This window comes from Cyanobacterium stanieri LEGE 03274, assembly GCF_015207825.1.
In the GTDB taxonomy this organism is placed as follows: domain Bacteria; phylum Cyanobacteriota; class Cyanobacteriia; order Cyanobacteriales; family Cyanobacteriaceae; genus Cyanobacterium; species Cyanobacterium stanieri_B.
Window position 1 is genome coordinate 26,183 of record NZ_JADEWC010000023.1, and the last position, 23,574, is coordinate 49,756.

Annotated in this window: 16 protein-coding genes and 1 other annotated feature; of the genes, 9 read left to right on the plus strand and 7 right to left on the minus strand. The window is 38.2% G+C overall.

Annotated elements, in window-relative coordinates:
* Window positions 1-2 precede the first annotated feature (2 nt).
* The 3 genes from IQ215_RS10435 (at window position 3) to IQ215_RS10445 (ending at window position 3,889) form a co-directional block, all read left to right on the plus strand.
* Complete coding sequence (locus tag IQ215_RS10435; RefSeq protein WP_193801249.1) at window positions 3-833, plus strand: PilN domain-containing protein; 831 nt, start codon at window positions 3-5, stop codon at window positions 831-833.
* A 16-nt stretch (window positions 834-849) separates the two neighbouring features.
* The gene (locus IQ215_RS10440) at window positions 850-1,611 is read left to right on the plus strand and encodes a type II and III secretion system protein (RefSeq protein ID WP_193801250.1); all 762 of its coding nucleotides are present in this window, start codon (window positions 850-852) and stop codon (window positions 1,609-1,611) included.
* 73 nt (window positions 1,612-1,684) lie between these two features.
* Window positions 1,685-3,889, plus strand: a complete 2,205-nt coding sequence (locus IQ215_RS10445) for a type II secretion system protein GspD (RefSeq protein ID WP_193801251.1) — start codon at window positions 1,685-1,687, stop codon at window positions 3,887-3,889.
* A gap of 307 nt (window positions 3,890-4,196) precedes the next feature.
* Here the strand turns inward: IQ215_RS10445 and IQ215_RS10450 are convergent, their stop codons facing one another.
* The 4 genes from IQ215_RS10450 to IQ215_RS10465 form a co-directional block, all read right to left on the minus strand.
* On the minus strand, window positions 4,197-5,915 hold the full coding sequence (locus IQ215_RS10450) for an ABC transporter permease (RefSeq protein WP_193801252.1): 1,719 nt from the start codon (window positions 5,913-5,915) through the stop codon (window positions 4,197-4,199).
* A gap of 181 nt (window positions 5,916-6,096) precedes the next feature.
* Complete coding sequence (locus IQ215_RS10455) at window positions 6,097-6,297, minus strand: hypothetical protein (protein ID WP_193801253.1); 201 nt, start codon at window positions 6,295-6,297, stop codon at window positions 6,097-6,099.
* A gap of 287 nt (window positions 6,298-6,584) precedes the next feature.
* A complete protein-coding gene (gene hisF, locus IQ215_RS10460; protein WP_193801254.1) occupies window positions 6,585-7,352 on the minus strand; it encodes an imidazole glycerol phosphate synthase subunit HisF in 768 nt (255 codons plus the stop codon).
* 205 nt (window positions 7,353-7,557) lie between these two features.
* Window positions 7,558-7,992 carry a GtrA family protein gene (locus IQ215_RS10465; protein WP_193801255.1) on the minus strand — a complete coding sequence of 145 codons (435 nt, stop codon included), beginning with the start codon at window positions 7,990-7,992 and terminating at the stop codon, window positions 7,558-7,560.
* 177 nt (window positions 7,993-8,169) lie between these two features.
* Between IQ215_RS10465 and IQ215_RS10470 the strand changes: the two genes are divergently transcribed.
* The 3 genes from IQ215_RS10470 to rplL all read left to right on the plus strand — a co-directional run bounded on the left by IQ215_RS10470 (window position 8,170) and on the right by rplL (window position 13,521).
* Window positions 8,170-12,210, plus strand: a complete 4,041-nt coding sequence (locus IQ215_RS10470; protein WP_193801256.1) for a PAS domain-containing protein — start codon at window positions 8,170-8,172, stop codon at window positions 12,208-12,210.
* Window positions 12,211-12,274: 64 nt separating this feature from the next.
* Window positions 12,275-12,463: a sequence feature (ribosomal protein L10 leader region), on the plus strand.
* A 77-nt stretch (window positions 12,464-12,540) separates the two neighbouring features.
* Entirely contained in the window at window positions 12,541-13,077 is a 537-nt protein-coding gene (gene rplJ / locus IQ215_RS10475) for a 50S ribosomal protein L10 (RefSeq protein WP_193801276.1), read from the plus strand.
* Window positions 13,078-13,137: 60 nt separating this feature from the next.
* On the plus strand, window positions 13,138-13,521 hold the full coding sequence (gene rplL, locus IQ215_RS10480; RefSeq protein ID WP_193801257.1) for a 50S ribosomal protein L7/L12: 384 nt from the start codon (window positions 13,138-13,140) through the stop codon (window positions 13,519-13,521).
* 151 nt (window positions 13,522-13,672) lie between these two features.
* Here rplL and IQ215_RS10485 read toward each other — a convergent pair whose 3' ends face one another.
* Window positions 13,673-14,035 carry an NAD(P)H-quinone oxidoreductase subunit M gene (locus IQ215_RS10485; protein ID WP_193801258.1) on the minus strand — a complete coding sequence of 121 codons (363 nt, stop codon included), beginning with the start codon at window positions 14,033-14,035 and terminating at the stop codon, window positions 13,673-13,675.
* Between the two features lie 100 nt (window positions 14,036-14,135).
* Here IQ215_RS10485 and tadA point away from each other — a divergent pair, with 100 nt between their 5' ends.
* Together tadA and dps are read left to right on the plus strand one after the other, a co-directional pair.
* A complete protein-coding gene (gene tadA, locus IQ215_RS10490; protein ID WP_193801259.1) occupies window positions 14,136-14,609 on the plus strand; it encodes a tRNA adenosine(34) deaminase TadA in 474 nt (157 codons plus the stop codon).
* Between the two features lie 108 nt (window positions 14,610-14,717).
* Window positions 14,718-15,203, plus strand: coding sequence for a DNA starvation/stationary phase protection protein Dps (gene dps, locus IQ215_RS10495; protein ID WP_193801260.1), 486 nt, complete (start codon window positions 14,718-14,720; stop codon window positions 15,201-15,203).
* A 9-nt stretch (window positions 15,204-15,212) separates the two neighbouring features.
* Here the strand turns inward: dps and IQ215_RS10500 are convergent, their stop codons facing one another.
* Together IQ215_RS10500 and IQ215_RS10505 are read right to left on the minus strand one after the other, a co-directional pair.
* Entirely contained in the window at window positions 15,213-16,850 is a 1,638-nt protein-coding gene (locus IQ215_RS10500; RefSeq protein WP_193801261.1) for an ABC transporter substrate-binding protein, read from the minus strand.
* Between the two features lie 30 nt (window positions 16,851-16,880).
* Window positions 16,881-17,351 carry a helix-turn-helix domain-containing protein gene (locus tag IQ215_RS10505; RefSeq protein WP_193801262.1) on the minus strand — a complete coding sequence of 157 codons (471 nt, stop codon included), beginning with the start codon at window positions 17,349-17,351 and terminating at the stop codon, window positions 16,881-16,883.
* Between the two features lie 294 nt (window positions 17,352-17,645).
* Between IQ215_RS10505 and IQ215_RS10510 the strand changes: the two genes are divergently transcribed.
* Window positions 17,646-23,525 (plus strand): translocation/assembly module TamB domain-containing protein, encoded by a 5,880-nt coding sequence (locus tag IQ215_RS10510; protein WP_193801263.1) that lies wholly within the window; start codon window positions 17,646-17,648, stop codon window positions 23,523-23,525.
* Window positions 23,526-23,574: the final 49 nt, after the last annotated feature.

The window sequence follows — 23,574 nt, forward strand, 5'->3', positions numbered from 1 at the left end:
TTATGCACAATATTGATATTAACTTTCTCAAAGAAAGAAAACAAGATGCCGTTACTCAGGTGGGCAAAACCGCAGGTTTTAAGAAAGAAACCACCATGGCCGATAGAATTCCCATTCTCATTGGTTCAGGGGTTGCCGTGGCTCTGATTGCAGCGGTAGGGGGAGCATCCTTGTTGCTTAACAATCAAAAAGCCTCCACCGAAGCTAGTATTGCCCAATTAGAATCAGAAATTCAACGATTACAAGGACAAAACGCCCAAGTTAATCAGATTCAACAGCAAATTGATAATATTAATGGGCAAGTGGGAATTTTGGTTAGTGTATTTGATGAGATTAAACCATGGTCGGCGATGTTACGGGAGATTTCTTTTTTGACTCCTCCCAATGTACAAATTCAGTCCATTACTCAATCGGGTAGTAGGGGGTTAACCATTGCTGGGTTTGCAGATTCCTATGATGATGTTAATGATTTTCTCTTAACTCTCAAGGCTTCTAGTCTTCTTAATGGTGAACAAACCCAATTAACCAACACCAGTTTAACGGAAAACCCTAGTACCGTTGCCACTAGCCGAGCGCAGTTAGAAGCGGCTGAGGATGAAACCGTTGAAGCCCCCCCCACCGATGATAGTTTAATTATTTCTTTGGGACAGGTGATTTCTTTTAATATCACCACAGAAATTAATGATGTTCCTTCCACAGAATTGGTTAATCTATTAGATAGCCGAGGGGCGATCGGTTTAGTGAGTCGTATTGAAGCCCTAAGACAATTGGGGGCTTTAGATATTGAACCTATTGTACAAGAACAACCTACAGAAGAAGAAACTACTCAATAAGTAATAAGGAGGAAAAATGACTACATCTTTTACTACTACCGAGGATTTTGGTGATGAGGCTGAAGGTTTTGGCCCGGAGTCGGACTATCCTGAAGTTTTTGGCATTACCTTTACCCCTAAGGTAACGGGGATTACCATTGGTGTGGCTGGTTTTATAGTGGCGGCTTTTTTAGGTTGGACACAGTTACGGCCTGTTGCTGATGAGTTATCTACTTTACGGGCTGATAAAGCCACCAAGGAAACACAACTTAATCAATTGAGTGAGAGTGATTTACAGCAACAAATAGCCCTTAAGGAGGGGGAGTTGCAACGGACAGAAAATCTTAAAGCTCAGGTGGAAGGTTTATTTGCCCAAGAGCGCACCTTAGAAACTGTTTTACTAGATCTCAATCAATTTGTCCGCGCTTCTAATGTTACCATGACTAGCTATACTCCTTCGGGGGATAAGGCTGTAGTCAGTGACGATAGTTTTGGGCAGGTTGCTATTAATAATATTCAGGTAAAAAGTTATAATCTCAACCTAGAGGGTAGCTTTTCAAGTTTAATATCTTTTGTGCAAGATTTGGAGAGGTTACAACCTTTTTTGGTGGTACAAAATTTTAATGCTACGGTTTCTACCCCCCAACAATATTTGTTGGAAAATGGTGAGGTTTTTCCCTTTGGTTCTCCTGAACTTAGTACCACGATTACTGTCAGTGCTTTATTTTCCGATGTTCAAGAGATTACACCTCCAGCAGAAGAAGGCACAGAAGAAACACCAGAGGAAACCACTGAATAAGTTTTTGATGTCTATTATCCGACCATTTTTTATAATTATTTTTTAACCCCATTGTGTGTAGGAGTTTAATTTCATGAGTTTATTTTCTTCCCGTCAATTAAAATTTGTTAGTAGTACCGTTGCTATTCTTCTTGGTTACCAGTCATGGGCGATCGCCTCTCCCCACCGTAACAACACCCAAGGTAACGACCTAGTACCCCTGCTACTCGCCCAAAATAACGAAGTATTATTCCCCAACCCTGACGTACGCATCGACGGCCAACCCGTGCGCCCCAGAAACATTGAAGCAGTTCCCCCCTTTCAACAAAGGGCAGTAGCTCCCCCCATCGGTGACATATCCGTTTCTAACACCAACCTTGGCTCACAAAATATTAACCTTGGCACTGATGCCGTAGTTCCCCGTCTAGTGTTAAGAGATGCTCCCCTCGATGAAGTTCTCAAAATCCTTGCTCGTGCCGCAGGTTTAAGTATCATGTTTGATTACACGACCTTAGGAGAACAAGAAGAACAAGAGCAAAGACCAGAAGATTATGTACCTCCCCTCAAAAGACCCATTACCATTGATTTAGAAGGAGAAAGAGTTCAAGATATTTTTAATAATTTATTAAGACTACACAGACTAGAAGCTAGTCGAGACGGTAGCACCATATTTGTTGGTCGAAATTTATCCTTCTCTGTTAACAATAGTATTAGCCGAACCCTAAGACTAAATCAATCCAATGCAGGTACGGTAGCCGCGCAATTAGCCCTAGCAGGAGCGACAGTTCAAGAAGTTATTGAAATCTTCTTTGATGAAAGAAATGAAGATGGAGTTCTGATCGCCAGAAGATTCGCAGGACGGGAAATAAGACCTCTTACCGCTGATAATGAACAAAATTTCAGAACCCCTCTACCCCTAAGAAGATTAAACGTCACTGCCGATGAAAGAACCAACTCCATTACCCTCACAGGTACTCCAGAACAAATAAGAGTAGCTACCAATTTAATTGTTCAAGCCGATACCCGTCTGCGCCAAGTAGCGGTAAATTTACGTATTGTAGATGTACAACTAGATCAAGGCTCTAGCTTCGGAACCAGTTTCTCCTTTGGAATTGACAACACAGGAATTGTGCAAAATGGCGGCACAGGGGTAATTAACTTTGGAACAAGAGATCAGAATGTCGGTTCAGAGGATTTCCGTGTAGGGCCTGATGGTAACTTAATACCAGCTTTTGATGAGTCAATCATCATTACCGAGGGATTTACTAGAGATTTAGCCCAAGAATTAACACAGTCCCTAGAAAATGAATTAGAATCAACTAATAATGATGACCTAAACCGAACTTTCCAAGATACTATTAACCGTACTTTGGGTCAATTTGGCAATAATACCGCTTTTTCTCGAGATCAAGCAGAAGATTTGCAACGAGCCTTGGTCAACAACCTTGCTAGAACTATTACCGAGTCAAATCTTAGTAATGACACTACAAATATAACTGATAATATTAGTCGTAACGTAGTCCGCACCCTCCAAGGTTTACCCATTGGAACTCCTCGCACTGGGCGCATTTCTCCCTTTGAAACAGATTTTAACCCCGCTCAACCTGGGGTTGCCGCCAGAAGTATTCCCGGAAGAAACTTTAACCTTCCCCAAGCCTTCCTTGCCCAGATTCGTTCTAGCATTAGCTCTGGAAATGCCAAAATTTTGACTGATCCCACTTTAGTCGTACAGGAAAGACAAACGGGAAGTGTTTCTTTGGTGGAAAATGTTGTCACCAGCGTATTAACGGAAATTGATCCTGAAAGTGGTGTGAGAACTGTTACCCCTGTAATCGAACCTGCGGGACTTAATTTAACAGTGGAAGTAGAAGGTATTGATGATAATGGTTTTATTAACTTAATTGTTAATCCTGAAATCAGCGCCCCTGGTAGTCCTCAAGTGTTTGATAGTGGTGGCGGTGCTAGTAACGTCATTACTCCTTTACTCAGACGAAGTATTTCTTCTGGTTTAATTCGTATCAGGGATGGTCAAACCCTTATTCTTTCGGGTATCATTCAGGATGCGGAAAGGGTACAGGTTTCTAAGATTCCTATTCTTGGTGATTTACCCCTCATTGGTAGTCTATTCCGTTCTACCTTCACTGACAAAACCAGATCGGAGGTTATTGTTATGTTAACACCCCAAATTTTAAATGACTCCGAGGGTTACAGTGGCATGGGTTACCAATACACCCCCAGCGCTGAAACGGGACAGATTCTCAGAAATCGTGGGGTTAATATTCCTGGTACTCCTTTCTAATTTTGATGTCTCCCTGCCCCCATGGGAAAATTTAAAAATTAATCCCCCTGTGTAAATTCGGGGGGAATTTGAGTTATATCAAGTTCGGCAAATTAGTTATAAATGTCAATCGCCCCACCGTGTAATGAATTACACGGCTAACGGTGGTTCGTTCAATAAATTGAACTAATATGAAATACTTAAATGTTTGCGACAAATAAAGCCTCTAAAATGACATCCTAGCCGAGTTATATTTATAGCATTTTTTTTAGATTTCATATAAGTTATTACTAACTTGTAAGTGATCAAGGGGACTTGATATTATTGACTATTTCTCCGTCATCATCAAACGTTTAGTTTCAGACATTCCAGCGATGGCTAAAGTTTTAGTCATTTTTAAATTAAAAGCCACAATGGTTACCATTTGAAGGCTAAGGGAAATCAAAATAGCGCTTAAACTTTCATAGGTAGTAAGGGTAATGGGTAAGGGGCTTAGGTTAGCTAATATTTGTTGTATTAGGATTGGATTATCTATATTTTTAGTCCAATCATTCAAAAAAGCATACCCAAATAATGGGGATATATTAAGGGTAATTACTGTAATGCTAGTAATTAATCCTCTTTTATCAGTTTTTAGTGTCATCAAAAGTTGTGCCACGGAGGCATAAACCAAAATGGAAAATGCTCCCAATGCTATGGCTATAATAAATTCTAAGGGGTTAGTATCGGGAAAGAAAAATAGTGAGGGTATGCTATACAAGTTAACTATTAATAGGTTAAGGGCGATCGCCATTACGGGAGGACTTTTTTCGCTAAAGGCTAAATCCCTCCATAAAACCCTATTTTCCCGAGAATTTTCATGACGAAATCTAGCCCAATCCCTCAAACTTTGACGAGATGGAGTTAACCCCGCAATCAAAAGTAAAAACAAAATGAGATTGAGAACTTGTACTACCTGAATCGTAACAGAATAATCAGTATATGGGCTAAAAGTTTGCAGTGCAAAGCCTAAATTAATAACAATAAAACAAAAAGAAAGAAGATAACTTTGAGACTTACTAATTACCGTCGCCAAAGGATTAGCAAAACGACGTTTTAAACCCTGATATAACCAAAAAGTCCAAACCCCGTAATTGAATAAAATTAAAAATCCCCCTGCCAAACCATTTTGCCACAAACCTTGACCATACCAACGTAAATTGGTTAAAGCATCACCAGATAAATAACCCAAAGTGGTTTGAGAAAGATAAGTTGATTTAACAAGATAAGCTAAAAATGTACCTGGATAAAACAATAAAAACCAATCTACAGAAGTTTCCGTATAAGCAGGGGCATTAGATTCTAAAGTAATTCCCATCACAGAGAATAAGAAAAAGAAAATAAACGTCGAAGCTAAAGGTGCTTGAAAATTTCCCCATCCTTGAGTTACTAAACTAAAAAGTAAACTCATACCATAGAAAAATAAACAACTAGCCCCCAAAATTAAGTAAAACATTACCATCAAAGGGAAACTAACATTAGCCGACAACCCAGACCAAATATGTAAAGGAATAGCTAAAATACCAAATAGATATAGCAATATAGGTACACCCAAAATTTTACCCAGAAAAATATCACTTGCTGACTGAGGGCTAAGACGAATAAAATTAAAAGTACCTTTCCTTTCTTCCTTCGTTAAGTCGGCAACGAGCATATAACTGCCCCCCAACAAAAGGATAAAAATACCCATAATACTCATGGTGACAAACATATCTAGCCACCATACTTCTCTGATGGTTTGGATATTGCCTAACATATCTGCAATGCACAATTGAGCGCCCCTAGAATAAGTATCATAACCTTCCCCAGTGCAATAGCGGTTATAAACTCCTTCATAGCTAGGTAACAACCCTTCAAAGTAAATAAATAATAATATTTGTCCCACTATAGATAAGGCGGACACTATCATTATATTGCGTGGCTGTAATCTACCTTTTATTTCCCGAAACAACTGGGGATTAAATTCCCCGACACGATTAATTAAGCGGGGGTACATTTGAGCAAACATCTTAACTCATCTCCTCATTTAATATCAACAAAATAAGCAATTTATCTGATGCTAGTCTAGCAGTCTCTGTGCGTTGTGTGTGTTTGTTGTTAACTATTCGTATCTTAGAGGATGAAGGGATAACTTGAGTTAGAGATATGGTTAAAGTATCTGTATTGAAGGAAAGGTTGTGACGATTTTTTTAACCCATAGTCATAGGTTGAGTCAGATAAGTAATACAATTATTGGCAAGGAAGTAAACCACTAACATGGCGGCTGCTGATAGCGCCACAAGGCTACCCGCCAACATCAGAGAAAATTCTCTTTGGTTAAAGGCTTGTTGCATCAGATGGAGTGACCACGCCACCAATGCAACGTCAAAAATGAGAATAGGTATTAACATTCCTTAATAATGTAATGTTTTATATATTCTAATACATTTTCTTGAGAAATATTAATTTTCGTTAAGTATCTTAAGTATGTCTTAACATTAGCCTCCTTGGGGCATATTAATTAACCTAAGATGGGGAGTATGGGAGATGAGGGGTAGGGGGGATAATAGTTTTCAGTATGGTAGAGGAGGTATCATGCTACGTCCGTAAAAGCTTTTGGTTGCAGGTTCGAGTTTATTAATTGTCTATTATTTACGCCTTGACAAGACTATAAATGTTATCCCGAATTCAGGACTATCTAGTGTCTGACAGGAATTTTTTTGGCTTTGAGATAGTCTTTTATTTCCCCTACGGTAAGTTGTCCATAGTGTAACAGGGAGGCTAAAAGAGCGGCTTCGGCTTTACCCTCTTGGAAGGCTTCATAGATATGATGGGTATTTCCTGCACCCCCTGAGGCGATTACGGGAATTTCTACCCTGTGGGCGATCGCCCTTGTCAACTCCAAATCATAACCTGCCTGAGTACCATCAGCGTCCATACTCGTAACCAACAACTCCCCAGCGCCCCTTTTTGCCACTTCTTGCGCCCACCAGAGGGCATCTATGCCCGTATTTTCTCTGCCCCCACGTACATAGACATCCCAACCAGGATTATTTATATCTTTCCTACGTCTAGCATCAATGGCCACCACAATACATTGAGAGCCAAAGCGATCGCTAGCACGGTTAATAAAATCAGGATCTTTAACTGCCGTCGAATTAATACTTATTTTATCAGCCCCAGCCCGTAACAAATCTTTAACATTTTCTAAGGTTTTAATACCTCCCCCCACCGTCAGAGGAATAAAAACCTGTTCGGCGGTACGATAAACCACATCAATAATCGTGTCTCTACCTTCATGGGTGGCGGTAATATCTAAAAAAACTAACTCATCAGCCCCCGCATCATTATAAACTTTTGCTAACTCCACAGGATCACCCGCATCCTTTAAATCAACAAAATTAACTCCTTTTACCACCCTTCCTGCGTTGACATCTAAACAAGGTAAAATTCTTTTAGCTAACATAAATTTTTAATAAATAATTGATAATTAATTTAAATGTACAATTAATTGCATTACTTAATTATGCTATGAAATATAGTTGAATCACACTAAAGACTAAGACTTCTAAATATTAGAACCGTTCCCTATTCCCTGTTCCCTTCCTCAACCAGAAATCATACCTAAAATCAGCAACGCCCAATTGATTATATACTTTGCTCAAATCTTATTATCTCATTGGAGAGCGAGGTTTTTTTTTCTTCTTCTTATTAAAACTCCAACGGTGGTGAAAAATATAATTAACAGGAGTTAAAGTTGCCGTACAAAAAATATTGGCTAAAAGATAATTTAGTTTAATTATATCCACCAAAATAAAAACACCCATTATATTTAGAAAATGACTAGAAGCCATGACACTATAAAACTTCCATAATTCTCGCCAAAATAATTTATTTCTAGTTTTAAAAGTTAATTTTTTGTTCAAATAAAAACTAACAAAATTGACAAAAATAATGGCTAATATGGTTGAAGCTAAATAATTTACCCCTAACCCAGATGTTAAACAGTACACTATGGTTAGATAGAGAATGGCACAAATTCCCCCTATAGCTAAAAAGTTGCCAACCTTTTTTTTATTAAAATTTTCCTTTATTTGTTCGATCATTGTAAGGTTATCTTTATTAGGGGGATAAATCATTTTAGATATAGTATTCTTTAATTTTTACTATGTTATACCTTTAAACTTCATTAAAAATGTTTGCTTTTTCTTATTAATAATTTATATTTCTTATTTCCCCACTATACAATGGGAAAAAAATACTTTGCAATGTAACCTCCTAAGATGCGATCGCCCCTTAACCGTTTACAAAGGAAAAAAAAAGGTCAACCAATCCCCCTAAGAAGGATAATTATAATTCCCTTTGTGTGTCAAATCATTGGGGTAGTAAGCATCATCAGTTACGTATCCTATCGTAGCGGACAAAGGAGCGTTAACAACCTCAGTAACCAACTAATGACCAAAACCGCCGAAAAAGTAACCAACACCCTAGATCAATACCTGCAACAAGCCCAAGAAATAAACCAACTCAACCAAAGATTAATTAACTCAGGACTTCTCGAGCCCAACAACCTCGAACAACTAGGCAAATACTTCTGGCAACAACTACAAACCCACGACTTCATTTACTTTAGCTACGGAAACACCAACCAAGAATTTGTAGGAGCCGGTCATGGAAAAATAGACAACGAAATTAGTATCATTCGCTCCCCCGAAAACAACACCATCTATCGATACAACACAGACAACCAAGGCAATATTACCGACGAATATATCGCAGAAGACATCACCAATATTCACACCCAACCATGGTTTACCGAAGCCCAATCCCAGAAAAAACCCGTATGGACTAACCTCTATCATTGGGCAGAAAATCCCGCCGACTTATATTTAAGTGCCAGCGCCCCTATCCTTGACAATAACAACCAAATTACAGGGGTAGTATCCGTAGATTTAAGCCTCTCCAAAATTAGTGAAGTTCTTAAGCAAATAAAAATAGGTGAAACAGGGAAAATAATTATTCTCGATTCCTCAGGCTTATTAATTGCCACCTCCCATGACCAAAAACCATTTAAACTTAACTCCCAAGGATTAGCCCAAAGAATCTTACCCTCAGAAATAGAAGATCCCCTAGTAGATTCAGCCCTAAAATTAATAGATCAATCTGTACCCATAGGATATAACCTTACCACCCTTCCAGAACAGCTTTTTTTGTATAATTCCGAGGTTTTCCTCAAAATAACCCCCTACCAAGATGACTATGGCCTAAACCTAGCTATCCTTACCATTGTTCCCACCCAAGAATTTACCAGGGAAATTCAGAATAACCTAAATACCACCATCCTAATTTCCTTATTTACCCTCATCACCGCCACTTATCTGAGTATTCTCACCGCTAAAAAAATTAGTAAACCCCTATCACAATTACTAAACGCCAACAAAAACTTTGCCACAGAAAACAAAATTAAATACCCCGCCAAAAACTATACCAACATTGCCGAAATCAGGACACTATGCCAATCTTTTTTTGCCATGGCAAGTCAGATTCAACAAACCATGAGCCACAACGAAACCCGTTATCGGCAATTAGTAGAACAACAAACCGACTTCGTTATTAGATCTCAACTTATTCAGCCCAACACCAATCCAGACTGTATCATCATTTTTGGAAACAACTCCTTTTCCCACACCTTAAACCTTACCCCCCAAGAAACCATCGGTAAAAAATGGTCAGAAGTCGTCTTCCCTGAAGACATGAATCAGGTGATGAACTTAGTATTAAAAATGTCCCCCGAAAATCCAGAATTTTACATAGAAAATCGAAATATTATTAGTAACGGTGATATTATTTGGACACAATGGTTAAACCAAGGATTTTTTGACGAAACAGGCACACTGATTGAAATCCATTCCCTCGGTAGGAATATTACCAAACTCAAAGAAACAGAAATTGCCCTCCGAGACACCCAAGAAAAATTTCATCAACTAGCCCTCTCTTGCCCCGGCATTATTTATGTTTATGTGCAATCGGTTGATGATCATCAATATTTTGAATATGTCAGTCAGGCAGTAACAGATATTTTGGAACTATCTCCCCATGAATTGTTAGAGGATATTAATAATTTTACCCAAGTATTTCACCCCGACGATATTCCCAGATTTGAAGAAGCTACATCCTATTCCCTAAAAAACTTAGAACCGATGGTTTTTGAGTTTAGGGTTATTACTCCCAGCGGTAAACTAAAATGGTTACAAGCCCACGATCGCCCCGAAAAAAGAAACAATGGCGATACCGTATGGACAGGGGTAATCATCGACATTACAGAGCAAGTGAACTCCCAAAACCGTCTCGAAAAAATTGCCGCCAACATCCCAGGCATGATTTATCAATACGTACTCAAACCCGACGGCACTTCCCATTATCCTTATATGAGCCGAGGCATTACCGATTTATTTGGTTTGCAACCTGAGGATGTATATGAAAGTGCCGATGCCCTTTTTGACTTGGTGCATCCTGAGGACCGAAATCCATTGCTTGACTCCATTATCGAATCAGCCGCCGCCATGACTATTTGGATTTTTGAGTATAGAATTTGTCCCCTAGAGAGAGAAACCATCTGGGTATTAGGTAATGCAACCCCTCAAAAAAACATGGATGGTAGTACCACATGGTACGGTTATATCCATGATATAAGCGATCGCAAACAGGCCGAAGAAGCACTGAAAAAAAGTGAACAAACATATCATCAAATTCTTGACTCCACCTCCGACATCATTTTGGCAAAAAATACCCGTGGGGAACTTATCTGGGGAAATAAAGCCTTTCGAGATTTCTACAATATGAGTTTAGAGCAGTTAAAAGGAATTATTGATTCACCCCATAATAATCCTCAATATACCGCCCAATATATCAAAGATAATCAACTGGTTATTGATACCAAACAATCTTTAATCATTGAAGAAAAATCCATCCGTTATGATGGGGTAGAGCGTTCTTTTTCTACCATTAAATCTCCCATTTTTGACGAGCAAGGAAACGTGGTGATGATAGTTGGAGTGTCAAGGGATATTACCGAAGCAAAACAAATCGCCCTGGCCCTTGCCCAAGCCAAAGATGATGCCGAAGCCGCCACCCGGGCAAAAAGTAGTTTTTTAGCAAACATGAGCCATGAAATTCGTACCCCTATGAATGGGGTGATTGGGGTGGCTCAACTTTTGGCGCTTTCTCCTCTTTCTCCTGAGCAGAGAGATTTAGTTAATACCATTGAGGAAAGTGGTAAGGTATTGTTGACTATTATTAATGATATTCTCGATTTTTCTAAAATTGAATCGGGTAAGTTAGAGTTAATACAAGAGCCTTTCTCCTTGCTTGAGTTGGTCAAATCCCTCGTTTTACTTTTTAGTAAACAGGTGAGACAAAAAAACATTAATCTTAAATATCACATAGATGATTCCGTGATTCCGCAAATGGTGGGGGATAGTTCTCGTCTTCGTCAGGTTTTTTTAAATTTGATTAGTAATGCTTTTAAGTTTACCGCCGAGGGTTTTATTAAAATTAAAATTTACCTCCATGGTTGTTCTTCTGATGGTTTAAATCAATCTTTAATTGTCTCCATCGAAGATAGTGGCATCGGAATTAAGGGCGATCGCATCTTATCCCTTTTTACCCCTTTTACCCAAGCCGACACATCCATTAGCCGTAAATATGGCGGTACAGGGTTAGGATTAGCCATTTGTAAAAGTTTAATTGAGCTGATGGGGGGAACAATATGGGTAGAAAGTCAGAACAAAATCGGTGGCAACCCCCCCGAATATTGGACTATGCCCCTCACCAACCACCCCGGCTCAACCTTTTATTTTACCCTTAACCTTCCCATCCATCGCCAACCCTCCATCGGCCATCCATCTAGCCCCCCGAAAAATATTACCAACCCCCAAAAAAGCTCTTCCAAGCTCAAAATTCTCCTCGCCGAAGATGATCGGGTAAATCAAAAAGTAGCCCTACTCATGCTCAAAAAAATGGGCTACAAAGCCGATATTGCCCTTAATGGTTTAGAGGTATTGGAAAAAGTCGCCCAAAAAAATTATGACCTTATCCTTATGGACTTACAAATGCCCCACATGGGCGGCATTGAAGCAACCCAAGAAATTAGAACCATGAATCGCCCCCAACCCTACATTATCGCCCTCACCGCCAACGCCCTCACCGAAGATCAACAACAATGCCAATCCGTTGGCATGAACGATTTTCTTAGTAAACCCCTACAACTTAATCAACTGCAAAGGGCGATCGAACTCATGCTACAATGTCCACCCCAAAAATAACCCCACTTCTATTGACTTAAAATATAATATTCGTTATCATAATAGGTTGGAAAGTCAAAACAATATATTAATTTGGCTCAAGCCGAAGACAGCAGGAGCAATAATGCTTAAAAAATTCCTGCCTAGGTTGATGCAGATACTTATAAAAGGTAAGATTCTTTCCCTAGAATCAAACCAACTATATTAAAAATTATCTTATAAATCATCAACCAAAAACCCGGCTAGAAATAGTAAGGGTTTTTTATTTTTAAGTCGGTTCATGGCAATGATTGAATAAAACTCAACCACTGTCCAAACCACAAAAATTAAACACCTCAGGAGGTGAGAACAATATCTAAATCCCTTGAAAGCAAAAAGAAAGAAGTAGCCGATCTTAAAGGTTTACTCGCTGAATCTCAACTAGCATTAGTCATCGATTATCAAGGGCTTAGTGTTGCTGAAATTAGCGATTTGCGTAATCGCCTAAGAGAAAAAGGCGGTACTTGTAAAGTGACCAAAAACACTTTAATGGGTAAAGCCATCGAAGGAGACGCAACTTGGGAACCCATGAGTCAATTTCTCAGCGGTTCTTCCGCTTTTGTTTTAGCAGACGCAGAAAACCTCGGCGGTACAGTAAAAGCCTACCAAGCATTCCTCAAAGATCGCAAAAAAAGCGAGTGTCGTGGCGGTGTAATGGAAGGCAAAGCCCTTACCAAAGAAGAAGTAAAAGCCCTAGCTGACTTACCCACCAAAGAAGAGCTTATCGGCCAGATTGCTGGTTCTATCAATGCTATCACTGCGAAAATCGCCCGTAGCATTAACGAAGTTCCTAGCTCCTTGGCTCGTGCGGTGGATGCCGTTAAATCCCAACAAGAAGACGCAGCCTAAGTTATATACTTTTGACTGTATTTTTTCTAATTAAAATAAAATAGGAGATCAAATCTAATCATGTCTGATAAAGTAGCAAATATTGTTGAAGAATTAAAAACCCTAAGTCTTTTAGAGGCTTCCGAATTAGTTAAACAAATCGAAGAAGTATTTGGCGTAAGTGCCGCCGCTCCCGTTGGTGGAATGATGATGGCCGCTCCCGCTGCAGCAGCTGGTGAAGAAGCTGAAGAAAAAACTGAATTCGATGTTGTTCTCGAAAGTTTCGGCGATGCTAAAATGGCTGTTCTTAAAGTCGTTCGTGGTATCACTGGCTTGGGCTTAAAAGAAAGCAAAGAGTTAGTAGAATCTGCTCCTAAAGCTATTAAAGAAGGTACTAGCAAAGAAGACGCTGAAGCTATCAAGAAACAGTTAGAAGAAGCTGGTGCGAAAGTATCTATCAAATAATTGATGTTAACGCCCTCGGGCGTTGGGCAAGGGGTAATAAGCCCCTTGTTTTATTTGGGAAGGAGGCAAACTATTTGCCTTCTTTTTTATTAAATATTTATTCTTTCACTTTTTGTGGCAAATCCATAATATTAAAGACTTTTGGGATGATTTAAGATAATTGATATTTTCCGTCTGCCTCAGGGGCATCCACACGGGGTAAACCCATGCTATAGTTAAGTACTCTAGCGTTAAGGTTATAACTAATTTCTCCTTTGCTTAATAAATCACGAATTAAATGCTCTAAATCAGAGCCAATACGACGAAGGTTATAATCTGTTAAATCTTCACCGCTATAACTTTCCACTAGATCATCAAATTTACGATATATTTTTTGTAAAGTAACTTCATCCCAGTTAAATTCATTATCAGGATCAACATCTAAGGTTAAAACGTTATTAGAAGGTACTAGCTCGTTATTTTGTACTTCGGCTGAATAAATTCTAACGTGTCTAGTGGTAGCTTTAGTTAACATAAAATTAATTACTATAGATTGTTTTATCCTAAATAATACCAAAAAACTTGGGTTTAAAGCCTTTACTATTAATTATTAATAGCTTTGGGAATTTTAGTTGATGTTTGATTCCATTTATCAAAAACATTTACAATGGATGAGTAGAGCCTATGAACAAGCCCAAGAAGCGGGGCAACAAGGAGAAATACCCGTTGGGGCAATTATCGTAGATGAAAATAATCAATTAATTGCGATCGCCCATAACCGTAAAGAAAAAAAGCAAGATGCCACAGCGCACGCCGAAATCTTAGCCATTAATCAAGCATCCCAAATTAAAAAAAATTGGCGACTAGACGGATGCACCCTCTACGTAACCCTTGAACCATGTCCCATGTGTACAGGAGCCATAATCCACAGTCGCATATCCACCCTCGTTTATGGGGTAGATGACTACAAAACAGGGGCAGTGCGCACCGTCATCAACTTACCCGATAGCCACTGCTCCAATCACGCCTTAGAAGTCATCGCAGGAATCAAAGAAAAAGACTGTAAAACCCTATTACAACAATGGTTTAAAACTAAAAGAAACCTGTAAATTTTGCGGTTTTTCGTAAATGTTTGTTAAGGTAAAAGAGGTGTATAGTGAATTGTAAGCTATACACCGTATGAAATAGCAATAATTTATTAGGAGAATCATAAATATATGGGAAACCATTTATATAGCACTCGTTTAGATTTAAGTGAAGAAGTTCGTGACAAGGTAGCCACCCTACTAAATCAAACCTTAGCCACCACCTTAGATCTCAAAACCCAAACAAAACAAGCCCATTGGAACGTAAAAGGAAAAGACTTTTATCAACTCCATAACTTTTTTGATGAAATGGCAGGGGAATTAGAAGCCTATGTGGATATGGTAGCCGAAAGGGTGACAGCCCTTGCCTGTGTAGCCCTTGGTACAGCAAAAGTAGCTGCCGCTAACTCCATCTTAGAAGAATACCCCCTCACCGCAGTCAAAGGAAAAGAACATTTAGAAGCCCTAGCCGATAGATATGCAGCGTATGGCGCCCATTTGAGAAAAGCCATCGAAATCACCGATGAATTAGGAGACGCAGACACCTCCGATTTATACACCGAAATTTCTCGTACCATTGATATGCGTCTCTGGTTTATTGAAGCCCATTTACACTAAGTTTAAGTTTTAATGGTCACTATCGATAGTTTTAATTTCAAACCGATAACCCGTGTCGCTTAACCCCTCAAAATCTGGAACTATTTGCACTAGGGGTATATGTAATAAACTATCTTGCCTGTTATAGTCGTGGGATAGTTTAATACCCTCTTGTAATAGTTGCTCAAAATTGCCCCTGTGGGCATTAATGGCAAGGCCGCACATATTTCCTTCACAGGGTGCGGTTATAGTTTCTTTGAAAATATCATAGATTAAATCCTCGCTCCATCGGGGAATGATTTGCTCATTGGCAAACACATCGGGGGAATAACCCCATGGTAAAGCCATCACCCATTGATCTACGGTTTCTTTTCCTTGGATTAAAGTATTATTATTAAATAAATCTTCACTGACGAGGATAGGTAAAAAATAATTATTTTCTCGACTGATAGCCATGGCTTGAGATAGTCTATTTTCCCCTAAGGCCATGACAATGGTGTTAGCACCCCCTAGGGTTTGTAATATTTGCTCAGGGTTAGCATTTTGGCTCACATCTATGTCTATAATCAAATTTCCTTGCCATTGGGGTAAATTTTCGAGGATGGACGATTTAAACTTGATACTGTAATCACTTTCGGAGTCGTAAAATAGGATAACATTGGGGGAAGAATTGAGGCTATTGGCATAATTTAATAAAGTATTTGTGACTATATTTAGATATACTTTTTCTCTATTTTCTGGGGTAATATATTGTAGTTTATTTTCTGTTTGATGCCATTGAAAATTTATGGGGGATATTATCCCTAATCCTTGATTTTCATAGATTGATAGGGTAGTGTAACTATTTTGATCGAAATGTAAATCTAATATGCCGATAATGTCATTGGTGTTAAGAATATTTTGGCTCAATTTGTCCATATTAGCCCCTTGATAGTTAACTATTACTATTTCTAATAGTCTTTGATTTTTGTCTTGATTTTGTTGGTTAAATTCCTGTTGATAACGGGCTAGGGGGGAGAGTATATCGGTGTTATTTTCCTTATCTACTCTGATGGTAGTTGCTAAAGTGATGGGATTTCCACGACTACGGGCGATCGCATTTTGCCTATAAATTTGAGCTTCATAATCATTACCATTATCCTCTATGTATCGATTATAAAGGGCGATCGCACTTTGCCAATCTCCTTGCCTAAAAGCATCTGCCGCCATTTGCTTCAGAGGATTAACCTCAAAAAAAATTTTTTCTCCCTGACTAAAAAAATCCTCCATATCCCCCGAAAACGAACTAATCAAAAAATTACCCTTTTCCACCGTAACCACTGCTTCATGGGAAATCATCCTAGACAAATTAGCTAAAATTACTCCTAAAAATATGCCCATTATTAAAAATAACCAAACTCCCATCAAACCCTTATCCCTTAGTAAAAGAAACCACTCAGAAAAAACATTTTCAGATTGAGAAACCCGACTTTTATACCCCTCATTTTTACCCACCGCCGTTATATCTACCCCCGTAAAAACAGATTTTCCAGCCTCCCTAGGTAAAAGACAAAAAGGGCAAATATCAGTGAAATTTTCCACCTCCCCATGACTACCTAAACAGCGGGGATAATTCAAACCATTTTTAGGTGTGCCATCACAAATCCAAGGACGTAAAATAGTAGTCATAAAAAAATATGTTGAGAATCAAAAATATCTTCAAGAATTCGGTTTTGCTAACTTATTTGCTGTGTGGTTGCAGGTATTTTCAGGGGAAAAAGACTTTAACATTTCCCAGCCTCGATGACGACTAATTTTTTTTCCCGTTAACTGCGATAACCAATCGGCTACTTTTCTACCATTCCACAAACCTCCATCGGGTGAGGGTTGCAATAATACTTCCCGTAATTGTTTTCGCTCTAAATCTGTTAATAAGGAATTATGTCCACCATTATTTTTACGTTTATCCCCCAGACTATCAACCCCCGACTGATTATATTTGCGCACTAATTGATAAATCCAATTATTACTGTAACCTGTTATTTGCGATACTTGGGCTACGGTTTTTCCTGATGCTATTAACCAAATTATTTGATAGTGGTTTTTTTGTCTTTTATCGGATGATGAGCGATATAAAGAATAGAGAGTTTCTTTTTCTAGGTGAGGCCATAGACTTACTTTTTTTGCCATGGGATTTTAATATTTTGCCATTTTATTTATTATAACTAATTAGCCGAACTTTAATTTTAGTTCAATATGATTTTTGGGCATTGCTGATTTTGAGTATGAAACATTATTGAATTACAGTAAATGTATAGTATTAAAACTATTATTACTATTGCCCATTTCCTATTGCCCATTCCTTGCCCTAATGAACATATTATGGAAACAGAATTTGGTATAGTTACGCAATTTTTAGGTTTTTTGCTATTGTGACTAGAATAGGATTATACTTCTTTTGCCCTATTGTCTTGATAGCTAATTATGACTGATTTTCCTGATAAGACTCCGAATTCTGATAGTGGCTACGATGAAAATTTGGATAATAATTCTAATTCTTCTGTGGGTAAACCAGTGCGATCGCCCCAGGGATTTTATATTAAACTATTTTTGTATGGTGCTTTATTATCGGTAGGGGGAGGATTAAGTTATGGTTGGTATTTTTTCACCCAAAGATTAATACCTCTGATTGAACAACCTGTCAGTAATTATTTAGGAAGACCTGTAGAATTAGGTAACATAGAATCGGTATCTTTTAATCGTATTAGGGTAGGAGAAAGTAAGATTCCCACCACCGACAGCCAAACTGATTATGTCATTGCTGAGGCAGTGGAAGTTAATTTAAAGTCTTTACTTTTCAGGGAAAGAAATGCCAATGTTGAAGTTACTATTATCAATCCCCTTGTTTATTTAGAAAAATCCGAGGATGCCCGTTGGTTGGATTTGCAGTTAAATCCTTTACCGAAAAGAGATAGATTCATCTCTTTTGATGTGGATGAAGTGAGGGTAAAAAATGCCTCATTAACCATGAAGTCTTTGGTAAGTGATTTGTCTCCCCTCAATATCAAAGTAAATCAAGGTAGTATTCTCATTGGGGAAGATAATTTGACTTTTACCACACAAGGAGATGTGATTTCGGGAGGTAATATTTCCCTGACGGCGGTTACTCCCCTTAAGAGTAATGATTGGTTATTGGATATTCGGGGTAATAATTTACTGACTAATGATATTACTTACTTTACTCCTTTACCCATTGATGTGGATAGTGGTAAGGTGACGGGGAATATCAACCTTGAATTTGAAGGGGGAGAGTTTGTTAATATCGATGGCAATATGGATGTAGCGGGGATTAATTTAACCATTCCCAATGTGCCTCAAACTCTTACTGATTCCCATGGCAAAATTAATTTTGTTAACAATAGTCTTACCTTGACTGGGGTTAATACCAATTTAGGAGATATTAACGGGGATGTGTTCGGTAGTCTTGAAGATGATTTTTCTGAGGTTAACATCAATATTAAGACAAAACCTGTAGAAGTGCAAAGGGCGATCGCCTCCTTAAACCTCCCAAAAATTCCCGTGGAAACCAAAGGCAAAGTAGAGGGCGACATCAACATTCAAGGGTTAATCACCCAACCCATACTCACCGCCAATATTACCGCCACTGAAAACCTACAAATAGATAGACTATCTTTAGCAAAAAGTCAAGGAAAAGTTACAATTCTTAACCGCCGACTTTCCATCGATGAATTTTCCTTTACCCCCACCATCGGCGGAGAAATCAACGGCAACGGATTAGTTGACTTTCGCCAAGAAAAGCAATTCCCTTACCAAGTGAGTCTTAATACCGAAAACATCAGCGCCGAGACATTAGCTACCCTTTATGACATCAAGATAAGCGAAAATTTGCCCCCCCTCGGTATGCTTAACGGTGAGTATCAAATATCGGGCATTGCGCAAGAGATAGAAAATAGTCAGATAACAGGTATTACCAACATTGGCATCGGTGAAGGAGAAGCCACCATTTCCAACCTGTTTTATAACCAAGAAAACTATCAAGCCGACATAGCATTGACTAACATTCCCCTCAAACAAATTAACCTCATCAATTGTCAAACCATTGATTGTGGAAACTCCACCCTACAGGGAAACTTACAACTATTGGGCGATAGTCAAAATATTTCCCTTGATACCATTACTTTACAAGGAAATCTTAATTTTCCCCTAGCGCAAGGAATAGTTAACCTTAATAATAGCCAACTCAATCAGGGTAGATGGCAAACTCAACTGGTGGCTGATAATCTTAACCTCAGTCAACTAAACTTTACTAGCGACACCCCCATTAATAGCGGAAGAGTAAACAGCGCCCTAAATATTCGAGGTAGTATTAATGATAATCAGGGAATCCAAGCCGAAGGAGAGATATTTTTACCCCAAGGGGTTGTTACCGTAGAAAGTCTTTTCCTCGATGGGGATAATAATTTTAATACTATTCTTGCCACCACGGGTTTTAATATCAGTGAATTTCAGCAAGGGTTGAGGGGAGACACAAGGGGAAGATTATCTATTCAGGGTAACACTAATAATATAACTCTAAGCACCGTTGCGATCGCCGCTAATCTTGATTTTAGTCAGGGTATCAGCTTAATTCAACAACCCCTAAAAACCGCCTTCGGTTGGGATGGAGAAAAAATACTCCTCTCCCAAGCCACCACAGGAGATATTTCCGCCAACGGTATCATTAACTATGACACTGATAATCAACAAGTAAGTAACCTTGACTTAAACTTAATTGCTTCTAACTTTGACATTCAAAACCTCCCCTTACCCAATCAACTAGCCTTAGTCGATTATGGAGGTAAATTTGACTTTCGAGGAAAATTACAAGGTAATCTCGATAATCCTCAACTTGTGGGTAATCTTCAAGTGGCAAACTTAGAAATCGCCAATCTGTCTTTTAATCCCCTCGCAGGAAATATAGAAGCCAACACCATTAATGGCATCGAGTTTGATTTAAAAGATACCACAGGGAATGATGATAGATTTGCCCTTAATATTGACAACAACTTTCAACCCAGAGAGATTGATATAAATGTAAAAGAAAGTAGTTTAACAGCCGTCACCAATGAAAGAGATATTCTCGATATTAACTTTACTAACTTTTCCCTAGCCACCCTCACTCAACCCCTATTAACTACTTTTCCTTCTGAAATTGAATCAGTAGGTGGTAATATTTCTGGGCAACTGGCTTTAAATCTTGATAGTTATGATATTAATTCCTCAGCATTAGTGGTTAATAATCCTCAAATCAATCAATTTCGAGGAGATGTATTGACAGCAACAGTATCAAGTCTGGATGGGAAAATTATTGTCGAAGATGGTAAATTAAATCATCTCCAAAATGAGTATGATTTTTTTGCCCAAATATTACCCTTTGACGAAAATCCCCAATTAGAAGCAGAAGTATCTTTAAAAGAGGGAGATATTCAAAATTTATTAACCAGTGTCGGGATTTTTGAGATAGAAGATATATTAGATGGTATTCAACCAAAAGAATATTGTGGTGCGGAGGATTTATATACCACGGGGGATGAGATTAGTTGTTTATCCATCAGGGTAAATTCTTCTTTGGCAAGGCTTCCTCTTTCTACACAAAGCAATGATAATAATCAAGTCAATGGTTACAGTAATCGGGTATTAACAAGAAATTCTCAAAATTCCATCAGTTTACCCACTGATAAGGTGGAAGAAGATATAAAAACTAGCAGTAAATATTTATTGAATGATAATTCAGTGGATGATGAAGCATTAAAAATTAGTCGAGAGAATCAGACAAAAGAAATTCCCGTCATTACCCATAATTTAGCGGCAGAGGATGAGGGTAATGGTGTTAATAATCAACCGATAGAAACTCAAAGGAATAATTTTGCTGTTAATGGGATGAAAGATAATAATGATGATGGGTTACATTCTCCTTCTGTTGATAGTCAAGTTGAAAGAAGAAATAGTGATGATTTAACAGAAAAAGAAATTTCATCTTCAGAAAGTGATAATACTTTGGTTAATCATCCTACTAATTTAGGAGAGGAAGAAAATCTATTAGTTGAGGATGAAACTGCCATGGTAAGGGAAGGAAAAAATATCCATGCTTTACGAAAAACATTGACAGAAAATTCTTTGGTGGAAGGGGAAATTAATACAGATAATTCAGATAAGTTAATTATTGCCCAAGAAACCACTGCAGAGGAGGAAAAGAAACCCCTATTTAGTATTAGTAGTGATGGTTTATCTTTGCAACAAACTCTCTTTCAATGGCAACAAATAAATTCTGCTACGAAACAAGCGCAAATGGAAAGACAAGAAGCAAATATTCCTCCTTTAGAGGATTTACAAGGAAGGTTAACGGGTAAATTAAATATAATTGCTTCCTTGAGGGATGGCATTGATGCCAGTTTTGATTTTCGTGGAGATGATTGGTATTGGGGTAAGTATCAAGCGGATACTATTCAAGCAACGGGTAATTTTCAGGATGGTTTGTTAACTCTTTTACCTGTTAGTTTTCAGGATGATGAGACTATCATATCTTTATCGGGTACTTTTAGCCAAGAGCGTTTTTCAGGGCAGGTATTGTTAACGGATTTACCGATTCAGAATGTGGGTTTAATTGCTAATCTGCCCCCTAATTTTGAGTTACAGGGCATTACTAATGGCAATATTGTTATTAGTGGTAATTTAGACAATCCTATTGCTACAGGTAGTGTCGAAATTGCTAATGCGACAATTAATGGCACAACTATTGAGGAAACTAATGCTAATTTAGGTTATCGTAATTCTCGTCTTGATTTCTTGGCAACGAGTAATTTAACTGGGGAGGAGGAGTCGGCTAGGTTGTTGGGGAGTTTTCCTTTTCGTTTTTTACCTCAGTCTGATAATCCTGATAGTGATGATTTTCGTTTTCGTCTTAATATTGAGGAGTCGGGTTTTGGTTTGTTGAGGGTGGTTAGTAATAATCAGTTTAATTTGGTGGAGGGTAGTGGTGGCGTTGATTTGGATATTCAGGGTAAGTATAATCAGTCACAAAATACGATTACTGATTTTATTGCCGATGGTTTAGCAACTATTAATGATGGAGTAATGGAGGTGGCTTTTATTCCTGATACTCCTATTACTAATATTAATGGGGATATTTTGTTTGATTTTGATCAAATTACTATTCCTAGTTTGACGGGGAATTTTAGTCAAGGGAATATTTTGGTTACGGGGGGGTTGCCTTTATTTACGAGGGATAGTCAGGGGGATATGTTAACTGCTTCTATTGATAATCTGGCTTTGAGTCTTCCTAATCTTTATCAGGGTAATGCTAGGGGTGATATGGAAATTGGTGGCAGTGCGATCGCCCCTATCATCGGTGGTAATATTACATTGTTTGATGGGGATGTTTTTCTTTCTGCAGGGCAAGGTAATAATGGTAATCATTCAAGTAATGGTAATACTACTAATATCGATATAGGTAGTAATCCTCTAATTAGTAATACTACCGTTGATAATTTAGTTTTAACTTTTGGTAATGATATTACTATTACCCAAGTCCCTGTGTTGAATCTCAATGCAAGGGGTAGTTTAAATCTTAGGGGGGATATTAATAATTTACAACCCCAAGGGGAAATTGAGTTAACGGGGGGTAGTGTTAATTTATTTACCAGTAGATTAAGACTTAATCGTAATTACAATAACATTGCTAGGTTTACCCCAGAAAATGGTTTTAATGCTTTCCTTGATATGCAACTAGAAACCTCGGTAACCGAAACTAATCGTTATCAGTTAGCTGACAACACTGGCGCCAACGAAATTCGAGATACATCGGGTATAAATAGTATTGATACCCTTGAAACCATTAGGGTAAGGGCAAATGTTAATGGTTTTAGTAATAACATCACTGACAGTTTACAATTAACCAGTATTCCTGCTAGGGAGGAAACGGAAATTATTGCCCTTTTAGGAGGTGGTTTTTTCAATAATTTTGTTGATGGTGATACGGGATTGACTTTAGCTAATATCGCAGGGGCAGCTTTATTTGGTAGTTTTCAAAATCAATTTGATGATATTTTAGATAGGGCGGAGTTTCGACTTTTCCCTACTCCCATCATTGACAGCGATACTCGAGTATCTAGTTTGGCTTTAGGGGCAGAGTTAGCTTTTAATGTTAGGGAAAATCTTGCTTTTTCTGTACTCACTATATTAACTGGAGAGCAACCAACCCGTTATAATATTCGTTATCGTCTTAATGATCGTACTGTTATTCGTGGTTCTACTGACTTTGGTAATGATACCAGAAGTGCGATCGAATATCAATTCCGTTTTTGATGACTAGATATAATTATTGTTTTGGTGTAAATTAACTTTTATAATTCCC

Bases quoted from the DNA above. Each gene is read 5' to 3' on its own strand.
- IQ215_RS10455 (WP_193801253.1), bottom strand. From the start codon at position 6,297: ATGTTAATACCTATTCTCATTTTTGACGTTGCATTGGTGGCGTGGTCA.
- IQ215_RS10500 (WP_193801261.1), bottom strand. From the start codon at position 16,850: ATGACTACTATTTTACGTCCTTGGATTTGTGATGGCACACCTAAAAAT.
- IQ215_RS10485 (WP_193801258.1), bottom strand. From the start codon at position 14,035: ATGTTAACTAAAGCTACCACTAGACACGTTAGAATTTATTCAGCCGAA.
- IQ215_RS10505 (WP_193801262.1), bottom strand. From the start codon at position 17,351: ATGGCAAAAAAAGTAAGTCTATGGCCTCACCTAGAAAAAGAAACTCTC.
- IQ215_RS10445 (WP_193801251.1), top strand. From the start codon at position 1,685: ATGAGTTTATTTTCTTCCCGTCAATTAAAATTTGTTAGTAGTACCGTT.
- rplL (WP_193801257.1), top strand. From the start codon at position 13,138: ATGTCTGATAAAGTAGCAAATATTGTTGAAGAATTAAAAACCCTAAGT.
- tadA (WP_193801259.1), top strand. From the start codon at position 14,136: ATGTTTGATTCCATTTATCAAAAACATTTACAATGGATGAGTAGAGCC.
- hisF (WP_193801254.1), bottom strand. From the start codon at position 7,352: ATGTTAGCTAAAAGAATTTTACCTTGTTTAGATGTCAACGCAGGAAGG.
- IQ215_RS10440 (WP_193801250.1), top strand. From the start codon at position 850: ATGACTACATCTTTTACTACTACCGAGGATTTTGGTGATGAGGCTGAA.
- IQ215_RS10450 (WP_193801252.1), bottom strand. From the start codon at position 5,915: ATGTTTGCTCAAATGTACCCCCGCTTAATTAATCGTGTCGGGGAATTT.
- IQ215_RS10470 (WP_193801256.1), top strand. From the start codon at position 8,170: ATGCGATCGCCCCTTAACCGTTTACAAAGGAAAAAAAAAGGTCAACCA.
- dps (WP_193801260.1), top strand. From the start codon at position 14,718: ATGGGAAACCATTTATATAGCACTCGTTTAGATTTAAGTGAAGAAGTT.
- IQ215_RS10465 (WP_193801255.1), bottom strand. From the start codon at position 7,992: ATGATCGAACAAATAAAGGAAAATTTTAATAAAAAAAAGGTTGGCAAC.
- IQ215_RS10510 (WP_193801263.1), top strand. From the start codon at position 17,646: ATGACTGATTTTCCTGATAAGACTCCGAATTCTGATAGTGGCTACGAT.
- IQ215_RS10435 (WP_193801249.1), top strand. From the start codon at position 3: ATGCACAATATTGATATTAACTTTCTCAAAGAAAGAAAACAAGATGCC.